Source organism: Nostoc sp. ChiQUE01b, assembly GCF_034531255.1.
In the GTDB taxonomy this organism is placed as follows: domain Bacteria; phylum Cyanobacteriota; class Cyanobacteriia; order Cyanobacteriales; family Nostocaceae; genus Nostoc.
In genome coordinates this window covers 1-1,972 of record NZ_JAVRBM010000197.1, presented here as the reverse complement: position 1 = coordinate 1,972, position 1,972 = coordinate 1, and the positions used below count along the sequence as shown (strand labels likewise).

Annotated in this window: 2 protein-coding genes; both read left to right on the top strand. The window is 37.6% G+C overall.

The features are described 5' to 3' along the window. The coding region (locus tag RMY63_RS41585; RefSeq protein ID WP_322734257.1) for a TniQ family protein at positions 1–499 on the top strand (499 nt) is incomplete at its 5' end. 1,076 nt (positions 500–1,575) lie between these two features. Beyond that, on the top strand, positions 1,576–1,972 hold a 397-nt coding region (locus RMY63_RS41580), incomplete at its 3' end, for a serine protease (RefSeq protein ID WP_322734256.1).

Genomic DNA, 1,972 nt, shown 5'->3' with positions numbered 1-1,972 from the left:
GTGCTCGGTGCGGCTGCGCCGCACCATCGCTTGTGACAGTTGCGTAAGTCCTGAACTTATTCAAATGACCGATGAGCAGTTAATACTAATGGCTTCTCTCCCTTCTCAATTGCTTTCTGAGATTACTTCCCAGCAATACACCCTTTATAGATTTGCGATAAAATTATGTCCTTATTGTTTGACCGAATCTGCTTATTGTCGCAAAATTTGGGATTGGGATTTAGTAAAAGCTTGTCACTTACATCAATGTGTACTGCTTAAAAAATGTCCTAATTGTCACAAAGGTATTCGGTGGTCTAGACCCGCAGTTACAAGGTGTCGATGTGGTTTTGATTTTCGTTCTGGGCAAGTTGAAATAGCCACCTCTGAGCAAGTTAATTTGTCTGCATACTTATCCTCATTGCAGAAAAGCCTTGCTACTGTGCAAGTAAGTCAGCATCAACAGAAATCCGGGAAGATGCCTCAAATGATAGTTTTGCCTGATGTATTAAAGTTGTGATTCGGAAATTTCACTTTATCTGCGAATTGACTATTTGGCTCAAATCCTTGCCTCATAATCGATTTCAATTTATGCGCGAATCTCGATGCCCCAAACCCCTATAAATTCGTTGCTCAAATTTCACTTTATGCGCGAACCCACAACCGACAGTTCAACTTTTTTATCCCTCTACACTTTGGACAGGTGTTTTTAATCGTATTTTTTGTCGTAGACAAGATAAGGGTTACTTATTTTGTGTTACGGCGGCGATCGTTGTTGTTGTCACTGTAAGCATAAGTTGAGCAATTTGCTCGCTTTATGCTTTCACACCAGGGTTGTTCAAGTTATGCTGGGAGCACAGTGGAGAAAGTAAATCCAAAGAATGATAGTAGCCTGTTGCTTTATCTGAGCCGTTTGGATAGAGCGATCGCTGCTTATTTGTGCCTATCTCAAAGTTCTATTCTTTTATGTTTGGTTGTCATTAAAGCAAAGTTATTGAAAAGAAGCTTTAGTGTTAAACTCTTGCTATGCCTAGCTTTCATAGGTTAAAAGAAGAAATCAGGTTGTTTGATATCCTGATGGAGTATGTTTGCTCAGATTATGGTTACAGAACAGCACCTTTGCTCAAGTTGTAAGGATTCAGTTAGCTTGGTTTTAGATAATACCAATTCATGATTTGGAATCCATATTGAGAAAGCTAATTATAGGTAAGAATTCAGGATTGGTGAATTCAGCATTCAGAACAGTTCAAGAATCTGAACAATATTTAATGGCCAAATATATAAATCAGACTAAATTCATTATCAATTCTGACTTCTGACTCCTGGGTGCTGAATTCTTACAATTATAGTAAAGCTTTTATGCTTTGAATGTGTTGCTGAAGTTGAGAGAATTGGTATTAATATTAGATTTTTTTATGGTATCAGTTCCTTGACCAAATTTTTACAAAATACAGCAAAATTCACTAAATATTTAGTGCTTGTACATATACAAAAGCATTAAAATTTGAACAAAAATATTTTTTTGCTGATACTCTGCTAATTTTTGGTCACGATTTTTTCAAACTGCACTGTAATTCACGCTCAACTAGGATTCAGATGAAACACAATTCAGCTACGATCGCATCTTTACTATTGCTCTTGCCTTTAAGCTTGAGTGTGATAAGTTTATCTACCTCAATTACACAAGCAGCAATAGAAAGTTCTGCCTGTGAAATGAGAGCAGAAGAGGCAGACACTGGAGCTTACTCCCAAAAGCAACTGCAAACCCTTGCCAGTCGCATTAAAGTCAAACTGATAGGCGATAACAACGGCGGTTCAGGAACGCTAATTGCTAGACAAGCAAATACCTATCTAGTCCTGACTAATCAACATGTAATTTGTGGAGCTAACAGCATTCGCCTGCAAACTTTTGATGGTCAAACCTATCCGGTACAAATTGTTGCCAATACTAATTTTGAAAAACATGATTTAGCCCTATCTGATTACAACAAAG